Below are 16,617 nucleotides of genomic sequence, written 5' to 3' on the forward strand. Positions count from 1 at the left end.
GATCGGGCGGGCCGCCACGAGCGGCACCGCCGGGATGTCGGCCGTTCTGCTGCTGTACCGGCCCATGTCCCAGCCCCCGTTCCTGCAACTTCCCGGCACCCGAGTCTGGCAGCCCGGCCTGCGGCAATGGTCCGAGCAACTGGCCGGCCAGTTCCCCCGCGCGGGCGTGCTGCTGGCCTGGCTGGTGCTGTGGTTGGTGTGGACGGGGCTCAGCACGCAGTCGCCGCCGGTCGACAACGCCGAGCAACTGAGCTGGGTGCGTTCGCTCGAATGGGGCTACTACAAGCACCCGCCGCTGCCGACGGTGCTGCTGTGGCCGTTCGTGCAGGTGCTGGGCCTCACCGAGACGGCCACCTATGCCGCGGCCGCGGCGGTGAACCTGGCCTCGCTGCTGATCCTGCACCGGCTGCTGCTGCGTCTGACCGGGGCACGCCAGGCCCTGCTGGCCCTGTTGGCCACGCTGTGCGTGGGCTACTACAGCCTGCGTCTGGCCTACTTCAACCACGACACGCTGCTGATGCTGGCCCATCTGGCCGGCGCCTGGTGCGTCTGGCACGCGTTCGCCGCGCACAGCCATTCGGGCCGGCGGCTGGCCTGGTGGGGCCTGGGTCTGGCCCTGGGCCTGGGCGCGCTGGCCAAGTACCAGGTCTCGCTGACCGCGGGCGCCGCCTTCGTCTTCTGGGTGTTGCGCCAGGGCTGGCGCCAGGCCGAGTACCGCCGCGGGCTTGCCGAGGCCGCGGTCATCGCGCTGGCCGTGGTCTCACCGCACCTGCTGTGGCTGGTGAATCATGACTTCCAGCCCTTCGACTACGCGCGCCAGAACGCGCTGACCGGCCGCCACACCCGGGTGCAGTGCTCGGTGGATGCGATGCGCTGGGTGGGCGATCAACTCGCCCAGCTGGCCGGGCCGCTGCTGCTCGGCCTGGGCCTGCAACTCGACCGGCTGCGCCGCGGCGTGCGGGCCTGGGGACCGGTGGCCATGGGCTGGCGCCGTGGCGGCGACGCAGCCCCGGCCGGACCGGGCGAGGCCGCCAGCGGGCCGTCGGGCGTGGGCGCCTTGCTGTTCTGCTTCGGCCTGCTGCCGCTGCTGTGGATGCCGCTGATGGCGGTGATGCTGAATGCGCGCATGCACATGAACTGGGGCACGGCCTTCATGCCACTGACCTGCGCCGCGCTGATCCACTTCAGCGGTGCCTGGCGCTGGCAGCGCGTGCGCCTGGCCCACGCGCTGGCGGGCTTCGTGCTGGTGCAGGCGGTGCTGGCCGCCTGGGCCTGGCAGCAGCACCGGCTGCCGCGGCCGGTGTTCAGCCAGCACCGTTCGTCGCAGTTCGATTCACAGCGCGTGGCCGATGCCATCGGCCCGCAGGCGCGCGCCGCCATCGGCGGCCCGGTGCGGGTGATCGCCGGTCGCCAGCGCCTGGTCAGCGTGCTGGCGCTGCGCCTGCCCGAGCGGCCGCTGGTGCTGGTGGATGGCCGCCCCGAACTGAGCCCGTGGCTGCCCGAGGACCTGAGCGCGCTGTGCGCGGTGCTGTGGGTGGGCGATGCCGGCGACCGCCCGCCGGCCGCCGTGCAGGCGCAGGCCGTGCCCGGCGGGCAGGGGCTGTGGTGGGGTGTGGAGGTGCTCAGCGAGCGCGTCGACCGTTGCCCCGCAGCGGCACTGGCCGTGCAGCGCCGCGCGCCGCCGGCGGCCGACCCGCTGGCAGATTCCCTGGGCGGGCTCTGAGGCCCGCGGCGGCGCTCAGGCCCCCGACTCGGCCACGATGCGCCACTGCCCGTCGATGCGCTGCAGGCGCAGCACGGCGGTGGACGTGCCTTCGCGCCAGCGGCCCTGGTTCTCCAGGCGCCAGCGCAGCTGCAGGCGGGTGTCCAGCCGGCCCTGGGCGTCGACCCGCGCCTCCTGCACGGCGAGCAGCTGGTACTGGCGCTTGGGCCAGCGGCGGGCGAACTCGGTCTTGTCGGCCAGGATGAGCGCCCAGTCCGCGCCGGCCTGACCGCGGTAGTCCACCCGCTCGGCATACAGCGGCCGCGAGCGTGCCAGCGCGGCGTCGGCCGCATCCTGCGCCGATTCGGCGGCCAGCCACTCCCTGGCGAAGCGTTCGGCGTTCACCGTCGCCGCAGCCTCGGCGACCGAGGTCGCCGACGCGCCGGCAGCGGATCGGGCCGCCGACAAGGCCGCCACCGGGGTGGCGACCGGCGCGGGCGCCGTGGCGTGCCGCACCGGCGGTACGGCCGGGGCCGGTGCCGGTGCAGGGGCCGGTGTCGGCGCTGAAGCCACCGGCGGTGCCGCGGCGTCGGCCACAGGCATGGGCACGGGCACGGGCACGGGCATCGGCATGGGTTGCGACGCCGGCACGGGCGGTGCGGCCGGCATCGATGCCGCGGCCGGCAGCGCAGCGGCCAGCGTGGGCATTGGCGCGGGCTTCGGTGCCGGCCTGGGCGCCGGTGCGTCGCCTTGCAGTCCCAGCCAGCCCCAGGCCATGGCCGCCAGGGCCAGGCCGCCCAGCCCCAGCGCCACCGCCGGCACCACACGGGCATCCAGGGCCCCGGGTGCGGCAACGTCGGCCGCGTTGGCGGGCTCGGGCACCCAGCCGCAATTGGTGCAGTACGGGCTGTCGGCCACCCAGGGCTCGCCGCAGCGCGGACATTCGGTCCAGCCGGCGGCGGCTGGCGGCTCGTCAGGCGCCAGGCCTGGCGTTTCGATCGCGGGCGAGGGCATCGGTACTTCTCGGCAAGGTGGCCCTGAAAACCCGCCCGGCGCGTCCGGCGTCGCGAAACGACGATCGAAAAAACAAAAAAAGCCCCGGCGCGCATGTCGCAGCGCTCCCGGGGCTTTGTGATGTTGTGTCGCGTCGAGCGCGTCAGGCAGATCGATCTGGCGGAGAGAGCGGGATTCGAACCCGCGGTGGGCTGTTAACCCACACACGCTTTCCAGGCGTGCGACTTAAACCACTCATCCATCTCTCCGTGGTCAGCCTGTGATTCTAGCCCAGGCCGAGGGCTTGTCCGGGGCCTGCCGTGGCGTGCGTCACGCCGCTCGCCTCAGGGCTTCGGGGGCGCGGGGGCCTTCTGGCCGTGCTGCACCACGTTCAGCGCGCTGGCGATCAGGCCCGACACCTCGCTCAGGTTGCCGGGCACCACCAGCGCGGTGCTGCTGCGCGCCAGGCCGGCATAGGCCTCGATGGCGCGTTCGGCCACCTTCAGCTGCACGGCCGCATCGCCTCCGGGCTCGCGGATGGCCGCGGCAATGGTGCGGATGGCGTCGGCCGAAGCCTCGGCCACCGCCTCGATGGCAGCCGCTTCGCCCTGGGCCTTGTTGATCTCGGCCTGCTTGGCGCCCTCGCTGCGGGCGATCGCCGCCTCGCGCTCGCCGGTGGCGATGTTGATCTGTTCCTGGCGCCGGCCCTCGCTGGCGGCGATCAGCGCCCGCTTTTCGCGCTCGGCGGTGATCTGCGCCTGCATCGCGTGCAGGATCTCGCCCGGCGGCGTCAGGTCCTTGATTTCGTAGCGCAGCACCTTGACGCCCCAGTTCACCGCGGCCTCGTCCAGCGCGTCCACCACGGCGGCGTTGATCGCGGCGCGTTCCTCGAAGGTGCGGTCGAGCTCCATCTTGCCGATCACGCTGCGCAGCGTGGTCTGCGCCAGCTGGGTGATGGCCACGATGTAGTTGCTCGAGCCGTAGCTGGCGCGCATGGCTTCGGTGACCTGGAAGTACAGGATGCCGTCCACCGTGAGCTGGGTGTTGTCCTTGGTGATGCACACCTGGCTGGGCACATCGAGCGGGATCTCCTTGAGCGAGTGCGTGTGCGCCACGCGGTCGACGAAAGGCACCACGAAGTTCAGGCCCGGCGACAGCGTGACGTGGTACTTGCCCAGGCGTTCGACCACCCAGGCGTGCTGCTGCGGCACCACCTTGATCGAGCGCACCACGAACAGCGCGGCGATGACGAGCAGGACGAGGACGATTTCCATGGCATGCGGGGCCGGCGGACCGGCCGTGGTGGGAAGAGGGAGCGCGACCGGTGTGCGGCTGCGCCGTGGTGTCGACGGGCGTGCCGCCGTGGCGCGATCAGGCCACCGGGTGCGGCGCTGCCGCGGCCGGTGTCAGCATCAGGCAGGTGCCGGCGATGGCCTGGATGACATGCGCACCGGCCGCGGGCGTGCCGGCGCCGGCGTAGCGGGCGTCCCAGGCCGCGCCGCGGTGCTGCACGCGGGCGCTGCCGTCGGGTTGCCACTGGCTCACCAGCACGGTCTGGCCGATGTCGAGGTTCACGTCGGGATTGGCCTGCGCCGCCGGTGCGCCGGGCCGGCCCTGGCGCCGCAGGTGCCACAGCCCCACGGCACCGCCGCCCACCAGCGCCGCCACCAGCATCTGGCCCTGCGGCCCCAGGCCGGCGTGGGCGGCCAGGGCACCGGCCGCGGTGCCGATGGCCAGCATCAGCAGGTAGAAGGTGCCACTCAGCAGCTCGGCGATCACCAGGCCGCCGCTGGCCAGCCACCACAGGGTTGCGTTCGTCCAGGTCACCAGGGCCTCCCAGCCTGCAGGGTCGCGTTGGAAGCGTGCACCGCCCCGGTCGGGGCGGCTCGCCGACAGTGTAGTCACCGCGGGCGGCGAGGGCGGTCACGGCACAGCCACCGCACGGCCCTACACTTCGCGCCTTCGCCGAGATTTCGGGTTTTCCATCACCCCTGGCCACTGGAGCCGCCGATGCTGCGTTTTCGTTTCCCCATCGTGATCATTGATGAGGATTTCCGCTCCGAGAACACCTCGGGCCTGGGCATCCGCGCCCTGGCCGCAGCCATCGAGAAAGAGGGCTTCGAGGTGCTGGGCGTCACCAGCTACGGCGACCTGGCGCAGTTCGCGCAGCAGCAAAGCCGTGCCTCGGCCTTCATCCTGTCGATCGACGACGAGGAGTTCACGCCCGGCCCCGAGCTCGATCCGGCGGTGCTGAACCTGCGCACCTTCATCGAGGAGATCCGGCGCAAGAACGCCGACATCCCGATCTACATCTACGGCGAGACGCGCACCAGCCAGCACATCCCGAACGACATCCTGCGCGAGCTGCACGGCTTCATCCACATGTTCGAGGACACGCCCGAGTTTGTGGCGCGTCACATCATCCGCGAGGCCAAGAGCTACCTGGATGGCCTGGCGCCGCCGTTCTTCAAGGCGCTGATGGACTACGCGCAGGACGGCTCGTACAGCTGGCACTGCCCCGGCCACTCGGGCGGCGTGGCATTCCTGAAGAGCCCGGTGGGCCAGATGTTCCACCAGTTCTTCGGCGAGAACATGCTGCGCGCCGACGTGTGCAATGCGGTGGAAGAGCTGGGCCAGCTGCTCGACCACACCGGCCCGGTGTACGACAGCGAGAAGAACGCCGCGCGCATCTTCAATGCCGACCATTGCTTCTTCGTCACCAACGGCACCAGCACCTCGAACAAGATGGTGTGGCACCACACGGTGGCGCCCGGCGACGTGGTGGTGGTCGACCGCAACTGCCACAAGAGCATCCTGCACTCGATCATCATGACCGGGGCCATCCCCGTGTTCCTGACGCCCACGCGCAACCACTACGGCATCATCGGCCCGATCCCGAAGAGCGAGTTCAGCCGCGAGGCCATCGAGCGCAAGATTGCCGCCAACCCGCTGCTGGCCGGCGTCGACCCCAAGGCTGCCAAGCCGCGCATCCTGACGCTGACCCAGAGCACCTACGACGGCGTGCTCTACAACACCGAGACCATCAAGCGCGAGCTCGACGGCTACATCGACACGCTGCACTTCGACGAGGCCTGGCTGCCGCACGCCGCCTTCCACCCGTTCTACGGCAGCTTCCATGCGATGGGCAAGAAGCGTGAGCGGCCCAAGCAGGCCATGGTGTATGCCACGCAGTCCACGCACAAGCTGCTGGCCGGCCTGTCCCAGGCCTCGCAGGTGCTGGTGCAGGACTCGCAGACCGTGCACCTGGACCGCCACCTCTTCAACGAGGCCTACCTGATGCACACCAGCACCAGCCCGCAGTACGCCATCATCGCCAGCTGCGATGTGGCGGCCGCGATGATGGAGCCGCCCGGCGGCACCGCGCTGGTGGAGGAGAGCATCAGCGAATCGCTGGACTTCCGCCGCGCCATGCGCAAGGTGGACGAGGAATACGGCCACGACTGGTGGTTCAAGGTCTGGGGCCCGGATGCGCTGGCCGAGGAGGGCATCGGCCGCGCCGACGAGTGGACGCTGCGTGCTGATGAAGAGTGGCACGGCTTCGGCCCGCTGGCCGAGGGCTTCAACCTGCTCGACCCGATCAAGAGCACCATCATCACCCCGGGCCTGGATGTCAACGGCAAGTTCGCCGCCACCGGCATCCCGGCGGGCGTGGTGACCAAGTTCCTGGCCGAGCACGGCGTGGTGGTCGAGAAGACCGGCCTGTACTCGTTCTTCATCATGTTCACCATCGGCATCACCAAGGGCCGCTGGAACACCATGCTGACCGCCTTGCAGCAGTTCAAGGACGACTACGACAAGAACGCGCCGATGTGGCGCATCCTGCCGGAGTTCTGCCGCGCCCATCCGCAGTACGAGCGCATGGGCCTGAAGGACCTGTGCCAGTCCATCCACGAGGCCTATGCCGAGGGCGACATCGCCCGGCTGACCACCGAGATGTACCTGAGCGACCTGCAGCCGGCGATGAACCCGACCGACGCCTACGCCCACATCGCCCGCCGCGAGACCGAGCGGGTCGATATCGATGCACTGGAAGGCCGCATCACCACCAGCCTGCTGACGCCGTACCCGCCGGGCATTCCGCTGCTGATCCCGGGTGAGCGGTTCAACCGCAAGATCTGCGACTACCTGAAGTTCACGCGTGCGTTCAATGCCCGCTTCCCGGGCTTTGCTGCCGACGTGCACGGCCTGGTGGCCGAGGACGACGGCAAGGGCGGCAAGCGCTACTACGTCGACTGCGTGCGCGACGCGGCCTGACGGCCCGGCCACCCAGCAAAACGGCGCCCCGCGGGGCGCCGTTTGTCATGGTGGCTCGGATGCGCCGCCGGATCAGGCCTCGGGGTTGCCGATGGCCACGTGGCTGAAACCACCGTCCACGTAGACGATCTCGGCCGAGATGCCGCCGGACAGGTCGCTCAGCAGGAAGGCGGCGGTGTTGCCGACGTCGTCGATGGTGATCGCGCGGCGGATCGGCGTGGTGGCGGCGAACTCGGCCAGCAGCTTGCCGAAGTCCTTGATGCCCGAGGCCGCCAGCGTCTTGATCGGGCCGGCCGAGATGCCGTTCACGCGCACGCCCTTGGCGCCCACGCTCTGCGCCAGGAAGCGCACGCTGGCCTCCAGGCTGGCCTTGGCCAGGCCCATGGTGTTGTAGTTGGGCACGTAGCGCTGCGCACCCAGGTAGCTCAGCGTCAGCAGCGAGGCGCCGGGGCGCAGGCGGGGCAGGGCCGCCTTGGCCATGGCTGGAAAGCTGTACGACGAGATGTCGTGCGCGATGCGGAAGTTCTCGCGGCTCAGGCCGTCGAGGAAGTCACCGGCAATCGCCTCGCGCGGCGCGAAGGCGATGGCGTGCACGAAGCCGTCGAACTGGTCCCAGTGCTGGCCCAGGTCGGCAAACAGCCGGTCGATCTGCGCGTCGTCGCTCACGTCGCAGTCGAACACCAGCGTCGAGCCGAACTCGGCGGCGAATTCGGTGATGCGCTCTTTGAAGCGCTCGCCCTGGTAGCTGAAGGCCAGTTCCGCGCCTTCGCGGTGGCAGGCCCGGGCGATGCCGTAGGCGATGGAGCGGTTGTTCAACACGCCCGTGATCAGCAGGCGCTTGCCGGCGAGAAATCCCATGCTGGTGATCCTTGGCTTCAATCGATCGAAGCCCGCGATTCTCGCATGCTGAGGGCGCAAAACTGCGGGCGTGCTTGAGGGCACAGCATTTGCAGGCTACAATCCCGTCTTTCGCTGAAGAGCAACGTGGGCGGATACTTCCTGCCCATTTTTTTTGCTCCGACGCATTTCAAGTTTCCACACCCGGGGTGGCCTGTCTGGCGGTCCGGGATGTCTTTAGAGCAGCGGCAGGATCGCGGGATCGCATTAGGCAGATGAGTTGGCAGGCAGCGCTGGAGCGCACGGTCACCGGCATGGGGTACGACCTCGTGGACGTCGAGCGTTCGGCGGGCGGCTTGCTGCGCGTCACGATCGATCGCCTGCCCGGTCAGGTGTATCCCACCGGCCCTGGGGAGTATGTGCTGGTCGAGGACTGCGAGCTCGTCACCCGCCAGTTGCAATACCTGCTCGAGGTCGAGGCCGTTGAATATGCCCGCCTCGAGGTTTCGTCGCCCGGTCTCGATCGCCCGCTGAACAAGCCGGCCGATTGGCAGCGCTTCGTCGGGGCCGAGGTCGAGATCTCGCTGCGCGAGCCGTTCATGAACCGCCGCAAGTGGCGGGGCGTGCTGGCTGCGGCCGCACCCGAGGTGGCCGGCGCGGGCGAGACCGCCTGGCGGCTGGAGCTGCCTGCCGAGAACGACAAGCCGGCGCGTCTGCGCAAGGGCGGCAAGCCCGCGGCCAAGACCGCTGCCCGCACGGCCAAGGTCGCCAAGGGCGATGCCGCCTCGGTGGCGCCGGTGCAGCAGGTGCTGGATTTTTCGCTGGATGAAGTGCGCGAGGCGCGCCTGGTGCCGGTGGTCGATTTCAAGGGGCGTCGCGGTGCCGCGCCGGCCCTCGATGACGACGCCGCCCACCCCGCCGAGGCCGAGAAGGAAGACGGAGGTCAGAACTGATGAACCGCGAAATGTTGATGCTGGTCGATGCCATCTCGCGCGAGAAGAACGTGGATCGCGACGTGGTGTTCGGCGCCGTGGAAGCCGCGCTGGCGCAAGCCACCAAGAAGCTGCACGGCGGCGAGGTGGACATCCGCGTGGCGGTGGACCGCGAATCCGGCGAGTACGAGACCTTCCGTCGCTGGCTGGTGGTGCCCGATGAGGCCGGCCTGCAGAACCCCGACGCCGAGGAGATGCTGAGCGACGCCGTCGACCGCATCGCCGAGATCGAGGTCGGCGACTACATCGAGGAGCCGATTCCCTCGGTGCCGATCGGCCGCATCGGCGCCATGGCCGCCAAGCAGGTGATCCTGCAGAAGATCCGCGACGCCGAGCGCGAGCAGTTGCTCAACGACTTCATGTCGCGCGGCGACCAGATCTTCGTCGGCACCGTCAAGCGCCTGGACAAGGGCGACATCATCGTCGAGTCGGGCCGCGTCGAGGGTCGCCTGAAGCGCAACGAGATGATCCCGAAGGAAAACCTGCGCTCGGGCGACCGCGTGCGGGCCTTCATCACCGGTGTCGATCCCACCGCCCGCGGGGCGCAGATCATGCTGTCGCGCTCGGCGCCCGGCTTCATGATCGAGCTGTTCCGCCAGGAAGTACCCGAGATCGAGCAGGGCCTGCTGGAGATCAAGAGCTGCGCCCGCGACTCGGGCAGTCGCGCCAAGATCGCCGTGGTCTCGCACGACCGCCGTGTCGACCCGATCGGCACCTGCGTCGGCGTGCGCGGTTCGCGCGTCAATGCCGTGACCAACGAGCTCGCCGGCGAGCGCGTGGACATCGTGCTGTGGAGCGAGGACCCGGCGCAGTTCGTCATCGGCGCGCTGGCCCCGGCCAACGTGGTGTCGATCGTCGTCGACGAGGAAAAGCACGCGATGGACGTGGTGGTCGACGAGGAGAACCTCGCCATCGCCATCGGCCGTGGCGGCCAGAACGTGCGCCTGGCGTCCGAGCTCACCGGCTGGCGCATCAACATCATGACCGCCGAGGAAAGCCAGGCCAAGCAGGCCCAGGAGTCCGAGTCGGTGCGCAAGCTGTTCGTCGAGAAGCTCGACGTCGACGAGGAAGTCGCCGACATCCTGATCGAGGAGGGCTTCGGCAGCCTCGAGGAAGTGGCCTACGTGCCGCTGCAGGAAATGCTGGAGATCGAGGCCTTCGACGAGGACACGGTGCACGAGCTGCGCAACCGTGCCAAGGACGCCCTGCTGACGATGGAAATCGCCCGCGAGGAGTCGGTCGAGGAGGTGTCGCAGGACCTGCGCGACCTGGAATTCCAGGGCCAGGGCCTGAACCCCGAGCTGATCGCCAAGCTCGCCACCGGCGGCGTGCACAGCCGCGACGACCTGGCCGATCTGGCCGTCGATGAACTGGTCGAGATGACCGGTCTCGACGAGTCCGAAGCCAAGGCCCTGATCATGAAGGCGCGGGAGCACTGGTTCACGGCCTGAGCGCCGCCCCGAAACCAGCCCGAAACGCCCGAGAAGTTACGCAAGGAAAACCGCCCATGGCCGTGACCACCGTCGCCCAGTTCGCAGCCGAGCTCAACCGTCCCGCGGGGACGCTGCTCGAGCAGCTGCAGTCTGCCGGTGTCGCGAAGAAGTCGCCCGACGATCAGCTCACCGAGTCTGACAAGGAGCGTCTGCTCGACTACCTGCGCACCGCGCACGGCACCGCTGGTGCCCCGCGCAACAAGATCACGCTCACGCGCAAGAGCACCAGCGAGATCAAGCAGGCCGATGCCTCCGGCAAGGCCCGCACGATCCAGGTGCAGGTGGTGAAGAAGCGCACCTTCGTCAAGCGCGACGACGTGCCGGGCGAGACGCCGGCCCAGGCGGCTGCGGCCGCTGCCGCCGCCGAGTCGGCGGAGCTGCAGCGCCGCGAGGAAGAAGCCCGCGCCCAGGCCGAGGTGCTGCGCCGCCAGGAGGAAGAACTGGCCGAGCAGGCCCGCCAGCGCGCCGAGCGCGAGCGTCAGCAGCGTGAGGCTGCCGAGGCCGCCGCCCGTGCCGAGGCCGAGGCCAAGGCCGCCGCCGAAGCCAAGGCTGCGGCCGAGGCCGCCGAAGCCGCCGCCAAGGCTGCGGCCGCCGCCGCCATCGAGAAGGCTGCAGCGCCCACCCCGGCCGAAGCCGCTCCCAAGGCCGCTGCGCCGGCCCCCGCACCGGCTGCGCCCGCCGCCCCGGTGGCCGCCGCACCGGCTGCTGAAGCCGCCAAGCCGGCCGAACCGCCCAAGCCCGCGCTGCGCGTGGTGAAGGCCGCCGACACCGAAGCCGCCGAGAAGCAGCGCCTGGCCGACCTGGAAAAGCGCCGCAAGGCCGCCGAGGCCGAGGCCGCCGCCATCCGCAACATGATGAACGCCCGCCGTGGCGTGCTGACGGCCAAGAAGCCCGAGGAAGCCAAGCCGGCCGCCGCCGCGCCGGGCGCCGACAAGGCCGGCATCTCGGGCACCATCCACAAGCCCAAGGCCGCGCCGGGGGCTCCGGGCGCAGCCGCGCCGGGCGCCGCCAAGCCGGGCGACAAGAAGTCGGTCAAGAGTGAGAAGCTCTCGTCCAGCTGGGCCGATGACGCCGCCAAGAAGCGCGCCGCGGCCGGCAAGGGCCGTCCGGATGCCGGCGCCAGCCGCACCGGCAACTGGCGCGCGCCGACGCGCGGTGGCCGCCGCGGTGGCGACCGCGACGGTGGCCAGAGCAACTTCCAGGCGCCCGCCGAGTTCGTGGCCCAGGAAGTGCACGTGCCCGAGACCATCAGCGTGGCCGACCTGGCGCACAAGATGTCGGTCAAGGCCGCCGAGCTGATCAAGCACATGATGAAGCTGGGCCAGATGGTCACCATCAACCAGCAGCTCGACCAGGAAACGGCCATGATCCTCGTCGAGGAAATGGGCCACAAGGCGCTGGCCGCCAAGCTGGACGACCCGGAAGCCTTCCTCGAGGAAGAGCACGCCGCCACCGAGAGCGAGCAGCTGCCGCGTCCGCCGGTGGTCACCGTGATGGGCCACGTCGACCACGGCAAGACCTCGCTGCTGGACTACATCCGCCGTGCCCGCGTGGCCGCGGGCGAAGCCGGCGGCATCACGCAGCACATCGGCGCGTACCACGTCGAGACGCCGCGTGGCGTGATCACCTTCCTGGACACCCCGGGTCACGAGGCCTTCACGGCCATGCGTGCCCGCGGCGCCAAGGCCACCGACATCGTCATCCTGGTCTGCGCGGCCGACGACGGCGTGATGCCGCAGACGCGTGAAGCCATCCACCATGCCAAGGCGGCGGGCGTGCCCATCGTCGTGGCCATGACCAAGATCGACAAGCCCGAGGCGAATGCCGAGCGCGTGAAGAGCGAGTTGGTGGCCGAGCAGGTGGTGCCGGAAGAATTCGGCGGCGACAGCCCGTTCGTGGGCGTGTCGTCCAAGACCGGCCAGGGCGTTGACGAACTGCTGGAGCAGGTGCTGCTGCAGGCCGAAGTGCTGGAGCTCACCGCCCCGAAGGAGGCCTCGGCCAAGGGCCTGGTGATCGAAGCCCGCCTGGACAAGGGCCGCGGCCCGGTGGCCACGGTGCTGGTGACCAGCGGCACGCTCAAGCGTGGCGACGTGGTGCTGGCCGGCTCAAGCTTCGGCCGCGTGCGCGCCATGCTGGACGAGGACGGCAAGCCGGCCAACGAGGCAGGCCCGTCGATCCCCGTCGAGATCCAGGGCCTGACCGAGGTGCCGGGCGCCGGCGACGAGTTCATGGTGCTGGCCGACGAGCGCCGTGCCCGCGAAATCGCCACCTTCCGCCAGGGCAAGTACCGCGACGTCAAGCTGGCCAAGCAGCAGGCCGCCAACCTTCAGAACATCGTGGCCTCGATGGGCCAGGGTTCGGGCGCGGCCCAGAACCTGCCGCTGATCATCAAGGCCGACGTGCAGGGCTCGCAGGAAGCGCTGGCCGCCTCGCTGCTCAAGCTCAGCACCGACGAGGTGCGTGTGCAGATCGTGCACGCCGCCGTGGGTGGCATCAGCGAGAGCGACGTCAACCTGGCCATCGCGTCGAAGGCCGTGGTCATTGGCTTCAACGTGCGTGCCGACGCCGGTGCGCGCAAGCTGGCCGAAGGCAATGGCGTCGACGTGCGCTACTACAACATCATCTACGACGCCGTGGATGAGGTGCGCGCCGCGATGGCCGGCATGCTGGCGCCGGAGCAGAAGGAAGAAGTGCTGGGCACGGCCGAGATCCGCACCGTGTTCGTGGCCTCGAAGATCGGCACGGTGGCCGGCTGCATGGTCACCTCGGGCCTGGTCAAGCGCGACGCCAAGTTCCGCCTGCTGCGCGACAACGTGGTGATCTACACCGGCGAGCTCGAGTCCTTGAAGCGCATGAAGGACGATGTGCGCGAGGTCAAGGAAGGCTTCGAGTGCGGTATCAAGCTGAAGAACTACAACGACATCAAGGAAGGCGACCAGCTCGAACTCTTCGAGATCAAGGAAATCGCCAGAACGCTGTAAGCCGGCTTCCAGCCTCCTGCAGCAAACCCCGCCTGACCCCAGGCGGGGTTTGTGCTTGAGGGGCTGCAACCGCAGGAGAGCCCACCATGCGCCACAAGCAACGCTCCATTCCCAACCGCAGTTTCCGGGTGGCCGACCAGATCCAGCGCGATCTGGCCGAACTGATCCGCACGCTGAAGGACCCGCGCATCGGCATGGTGACGATCAATGCCGTGGAGGTGACGCCCGACTATGCGCACGCCAAGGTGTTCTTCTCGCTGCTGGTGGGCGATCCCGCCGAGTGCCAGGCTGGCCTGAACGAGGCCGCCGGCTTCCTGCGCAACGGCCTGTTCAAGCGCCTGCAGATCCACACCGTACCGACGCTGCATTTCCAGTTCGACAAGACCACCGAGAACGCGGCCGAACTGAATGCGCTGATCCGCCAGGCCAACAGCACGCGCGCCAAGGAAGACTGAGCCCATCGCCATGACCGCGCCGGTCCGCCCGCCACGCCAGCCACGCCGTGCCCTGCACGGCGTGCTGCTGCTCGACAAGCCGCGCGGCTGGACGAGCAACGACGCCTTGCAGAAGGCCAAGGGCATGCTGCGCGCCGAGAAGGCCGGCCACACCGGCACGCTGGATCCGCTGGCCACCGGCCTGCTGCCGCTGTGCTTCGGCGCGGCCACCAAGTTCAGCCAGGTCAGCCTGGATGCCGACAAGACCTACCGCGCCACGCTGCAGCTGGGCCAGCGCAGCACCACCGGCGATCTCGAAGGCGAGCTGTTCGATCCGCGCCCGGTGCAGGTGGATGCCGACCAGCTGGCAGCCGCCTGCGCGCGTTTCGTCGGCGAGATCGACCAGTTGCCCCCGATGCATTCGGCGCTGAAGAAGGACGGCAAGGCGCTGTACGAGTACGCGCGCGCCGGCGTCGAGGTCGAGCGCACGCCACGCCGCGTGACGATTCACGCCATCGACATCGTGGCCTGGGACGATGCCGCCCACACCCTGGTGATCGACGTGCGCTGCAGCAAAGGCACCTACATCCGCACGCTGGCCGAGGACATCGGCACCGCGCTGGCTTGTGGCGCCCACCTGGCCGGCCTGCGCCGCACAGCCAGCGGCCCGCTGCGCCTGGATGAAGCCCTGACGCTGGAGCAGCTGCAGGCGATGAGCGAGGACGAGCGCCTGTCGCACCTGCGCCCGCCCGAGGTGCTGCTGGCCGACTGGCCGGTGGTGACGCTGGCCGCCGACGAGGCCGCGCGCCTGCTGGCCGGCATGCGCCGCCGCGTGGCGCTGCCCGATGCCGCGCAGGTGCGCGTACACGGGCCCGACGGCGCACTGCTGGGCAGCGCCCACATCACCGCGGGTCAGCTGATCGCCGACCGCCTGCTCAGCCCGCCCGAGGTGGCCGGGCTGGCCGCCCAGCGCGGCGCGCCGCTGCGCCCCCCGGACCCGATCGCCGCCGTCACCGCCTGAGCCTGGCGCGCCCCACGGCGCCGCAAGAGATTTCCAAGTTCCCCGAAGAGCCTTCCCATGAGCCAACAGATCCGCAACATCGCCATCATCGCCCACGTCGACCATGGCAAGACCACCCTGGTCGACCAGCTGCTGCGCCAGAGCGGCACCTTCGCCGAGCACGAGAAGGTCGTCGACACCGTGATGGACAGCAATGCCATCGAACGCGAGCGTGGCATCACCATCCTGGCCAAGAACTGCGCGGTCAGCTGGAAGGGCACGCACATCAACATCGTCGACACCCCGGGACACGCGGACTTCGGCGGTGAGGTCGAGCGCGCGTTGAGCATGGTGGACGGCGTGCTGCTGCTGATCGACGCCCAGGAAGGCCCGATGCCGCAGACCCGCTTCGTGACCAAGAAGGCGCTGGCCCTGGGCCTGCGACCGATCGTGGTGGTGAACAAGGTCGACAAGCCGGGCGCCAACCCCGACAAGGTGATCAACGCCGCCTTCGACCTGTTCGACAAGCTGGGCGCCACCGACGAGCAGCTGGACTTCCCGGTGGTCTACGCCTCGGGCATCAACGGCTGGTCGTCCAAGACCGAGGGCGCACCGGGCGAGCAGTGGGGCCCCGACATGTCGGCCCTGTTCGACACCGTGCTCGAGCATGTGCAGCCCCACGCCGGTGACCCCACCGCGCCGCTGCAGCTGCAGATCTCGGCACTCGACTACTCCACCTTCGTCGGCCGCATCGGCGTGGGCCGCATCAACGCCGGCACCCTCAAGCCGGCGATGGACGTGCTGGTGATGGAAGGCCCGGACGGCAAGTCGTTCAAGGGCCGCGTCAACCAGGTGCTGACCTTCCAGGGCCTGGACCGTGTGCAGACCAACGAGGCCGGCCCCGGCAACATCGTGCTGATCAACGGCATCGAGGAGATCGGCATCGGCGTGACCGTCACCGATCCGCAGAAGCCCACGCCGCTGCCGATGCTGAAGGTGGACGAGCCGACGCTGACGATGAACTTCTGCGTCAACACCAGCCCGCTGGCCGGTCGCGAAGGCAAGTTCGTCACCAGCCGCCAGATCTGGGACCGCCTGCAGAAGGAACTGCAGAGCAACGTGGCCCTGCGCGTGAAGGAGACCGACGAGGACGGCATCTTCGAGGTCTCGGGCCGCGGCGAACTGCACCTGACCATCCTGCTGGAGAACATGCGCCGCGAGGGCTACGAACTGGCCGTCAGCAAGCCGCGCGTGGTGTTCCAGGAGATCAACGGCGAGAAGTGCGAGCCGATCGAGCTGGTCACCGCCGACGTCGAGGAACAGCACCAGGGCGGCGTGATGCAGGCGCTGGGCGAGCGCAAGGGCGAGCTGGTGAACATGGAGCCGGACGGCCGTGGACGCGTGCGCCTGGAGTACCGCATCCCGGCGCGTGGCCTGATCGGCTTCAGCAACGAGTTCCTGAACCTGACCCGCGGCTCGGGCCTGATCAGCAACATCTTCGACGGCTACGAGCCGCACAAGGGCGAGATCGCCGGCCGCAAGAACGGCGTGCTGATCAGCATGGACGCCGGTGAGATCTTCACCTACGCGCTGGGCAAGCTGGACGATCGCGGCCGCATGTTCGTCAAGCCCAACGACCCGGTGTATGAGGGCATGATCGTCGGCATCCACAGCCGCGAGAACGACCTGGTGGTCAACGCCACCCGCACCAAGCAGCTGACCAACTTCCGTGTCTCGGGCAAGGAAGACGCGATCAAGATCACGCCGCCGATCGAACTGACGCTGGAGTACGGCGTGGAGTTCATCGACGACGACGAACTGGTCGAGATCACGCCCAAGAGCATCCGCGTGCGCAAGCGCCACCTGTCGGAAAACGAGCGCAAGCGTGCTCAGCGTGAAAGCGCCTGACG

At 69.4% G+C, this 16,617-nt stretch carries 12 protein-coding genes and 1 tRNA gene; 8 read left to right on the forward strand and 5 right to left on the reverse strand.

All coding sequences use genetic code 11. The features are described 5' to 3' along the window. Positions 1 to 64 precede the first annotated feature (64 nt). The gene (locus AACH10_RS18390) at positions 65 to 1,723 is read left to right on the forward strand and encodes a glycosyltransferase family 39 protein (RefSeq protein ID WP_341411944.1); all 1,659 of its coding nucleotides are present in this window, start codon (positions 65 to 67) and stop codon (positions 1,721 to 1,723) included. A 15-nt stretch (positions 1,724 to 1,738) separates the two neighbouring features. On the opposite strand, the gene AACH10_RS18395 is transcribed toward AACH10_RS18390, so the two are convergent. The 4 genes from AACH10_RS18395 to AACH10_RS18410 all read right to left on the reverse strand — a co-directional run bounded on the left by AACH10_RS18395 (position 1,739) and on the right by AACH10_RS18410 (position 4,522). Next, the gene (locus tag AACH10_RS18395; protein WP_341411945.1) at positions 1,739 to 2,716 is read right to left on the reverse strand and encodes a hypothetical protein; all 978 of its coding nucleotides are present in this window, start codon (positions 2,714 to 2,716) and stop codon (positions 1,739 to 1,741) included. 157 nt (positions 2,717 to 2,873) lie between these two features. Further along, a tRNA-Ser gene (locus tag AACH10_RS18400) sits at positions 2,874 to 2,964 on the reverse strand. Positions 2,965 to 3,039: 75 nt separating this feature from the next. Then, the gene (locus AACH10_RS18405; RefSeq protein WP_341411946.1) at positions 3,040 to 3,969 is read right to left on the reverse strand and encodes an SPFH domain-containing protein; all 930 of its coding nucleotides are present in this window, start codon (positions 3,967 to 3,969) and stop codon (positions 3,040 to 3,042) included. Between the two features lie 97 nt (positions 3,970 to 4,066). After that, positions 4,067 to 4,522 (reverse strand): NfeD family protein, encoded by a 456-nt coding sequence (locus AACH10_RS18410; RefSeq protein WP_341411947.1) that lies wholly within the window; start codon positions 4,520 to 4,522, stop codon positions 4,067 to 4,069. A gap of 183 nt (positions 4,523 to 4,705) precedes the next feature. On the opposite strand from AACH10_RS18410, the gene AACH10_RS18415 reads away from it, so the two are divergent. Beyond that, positions 4,706 to 6,970 (forward strand): Orn/Lys/Arg family decarboxylase, encoded by a 2,265-nt coding sequence (locus tag AACH10_RS18415; protein ID WP_341411948.1) that lies wholly within the window; start codon positions 4,706 to 4,708, stop codon positions 6,968 to 6,970. Between the two features lie 72 nt (positions 6,971 to 7,042). On the opposite strand, the gene fabI is transcribed toward AACH10_RS18415, so the two are convergent. Then, positions 7,043 to 7,828, reverse strand: coding sequence for an enoyl-ACP reductase FabI (gene fabI, locus AACH10_RS18420; RefSeq protein ID WP_341411949.1), 786 nt, complete (start codon positions 7,826 to 7,828; stop codon positions 7,043 to 7,045). A gap of 254 nt (positions 7,829 to 8,082) precedes the next feature. Between fabI and rimP the strand changes: the two genes are divergently transcribed. From rimP to typA, 6 genes are all read left to right on the forward strand, one after another. Next, positions 8,083 to 8,760 carry a ribosome maturation factor RimP gene (rimP, locus tag AACH10_RS18425; protein WP_341411950.1) on the forward strand — a complete coding sequence of 226 codons (678 nt, stop codon included), beginning with the start codon at positions 8,083 to 8,085 and terminating at the stop codon, positions 8,758 to 8,760. Beyond that, positions 8,760 to 10,250 (forward strand): transcription termination factor NusA, encoded by a 1,491-nt coding sequence (gene nusA, locus AACH10_RS18430; protein WP_341411951.1) that lies wholly within the window; start codon positions 8,760 to 8,762, stop codon positions 10,248 to 10,250. The genes rimP and nusA overlap by 1 nt, the downstream gene beginning before the upstream one ends. Before the next feature lie 56 nt (positions 10,251 to 10,306). Then, complete coding sequence (gene infB / locus AACH10_RS18435) at positions 10,307 to 13,273, forward strand: translation initiation factor IF-2 (RefSeq protein ID WP_341411952.1); 2,967 nt, start codon at positions 10,307 to 10,309, stop codon at positions 13,271 to 13,273. Between the two features lie 86 nt (positions 13,274 to 13,359). Further along, positions 13,360 to 13,728, forward strand: a complete 369-nt coding sequence (gene rbfA, locus AACH10_RS18440) for a 30S ribosome-binding factor RbfA (RefSeq protein ID WP_341411953.1) — start codon at positions 13,360 to 13,362, stop codon at positions 13,726 to 13,728. Between the two features lie 10 nt (positions 13,729 to 13,738). Continuing rightward, a complete protein-coding gene (gene truB / locus AACH10_RS18445) occupies positions 13,739 to 14,728 on the forward strand; it encodes a tRNA pseudouridine(55) synthase TruB (protein WP_341411954.1) in 990 nt (329 codons plus the stop codon). A gap of 57 nt (positions 14,729 to 14,785) precedes the next feature. After that, on the forward strand, positions 14,786 to 16,615 hold the full coding sequence (gene typA / locus AACH10_RS18450) for a translational GTPase TypA (RefSeq protein ID WP_341411955.1): 1,830 nt from the start codon (positions 14,786 to 14,788) through the stop codon (positions 16,613 to 16,615). Positions 16,616 to 16,617: the final 2 nt, after the last annotated feature.

Source organism: Pseudaquabacterium inlustre (genome assembly GCF_038066595.1).
Lineage (GTDB): Bacteria > Pseudomonadota > Gammaproteobacteria > Burkholderiales > Burkholderiaceae_C > Pseudaquabacterium > Pseudaquabacterium inlustre.